Here is an 852-nt window from a genome sequence, read left to right as displayed (position 1 = left end):
ATCGAGACCGCCCGCGAAGCGCGCGAGGTGGCCCGCCGGCTTGGCGCCGACTGCGCCATCGCCATCGGCGGCGGCTCCACCACGGGTCTGGGCAAGGCCATCGCGCTCGATTCGGGCCTGCCCATCCTGGCCATCCCCACCACCTACGCCGGCAGCGAGATGACGCCCATCTACGGCCTGACCGAGGCGGGCCTGAAGAAGACCGGCAAGGACCCGCGCGTGCTGCCCCGCACCGTGATCTACGACCCCGAGCTCTCGCGCAGCCTGCCCGTGGGCCTGAGCGTGACCAGCGGCATCAACGCCATCGCCCATGCGGCCGAGGGCCTGTACGCGCAGGACGGCAACCCGGTGATGGACCTGATGGCCGAGGAAGGCATCGCCGCCCTCGCGCGGGCCCTGCCGGCCATCCGGCGCAGCCCCGGGGACATCGAGGCGAGGTCCGATGCGCTGTACGGCGCCTGGCTGTGCGGCAGCGTGCTGGGCAACGTGGGCATGGCCCTGCACCACAAGCTGTGCCACACGCTGGGCGGCAGCTTCAACCTGCCGCATGCGCAGGTGCACACGGTGGTGCTGCCGCATGCGATCGCCTTCAACGCACAGGCGGCGCCCAAGGCGATGCAGCGCATCGAGCGGGCGCTCGGCGCAGGCAACGCGGCCGAAGGCCTGCAGGCGCTGGCGCGCGACAACGGCGCGCCCGTCGCGCTGAAGGACATCGGCATGAAGGAAGCGGACCTGGACCGCGCCGCCGACATCGCCGTGGCCAACCCCTACTGGAACCCGCGGCCCTTCGGCCCACCCGAGCGCCAGGCCATCCGCGCGCTGCTGCAGCGGGCCTTCGACGGCGCGCCGCCG

General features: G+C 73.0%; 1 protein-coding gene. It reads left to right on the top strand.

The window, feature by feature from the left end:
* On the top strand, window positions 1-852 hold an 852-nt coding region (locus ABEA07_RS19340; protein WP_345539858.1), incomplete at both ends, for a maleylacetate reductase.

Origin of the sequence: Variovorax defluvii (genome assembly GCF_039541515.1) — a bacterium.
GTDB lineage: Bacteria > Pseudomonadota > Gammaproteobacteria > Burkholderiales > Burkholderiaceae_C > Variovorax > Variovorax defluvii.
This window is presented reverse-complemented; position numbering and strand designations above follow the sequence as displayed.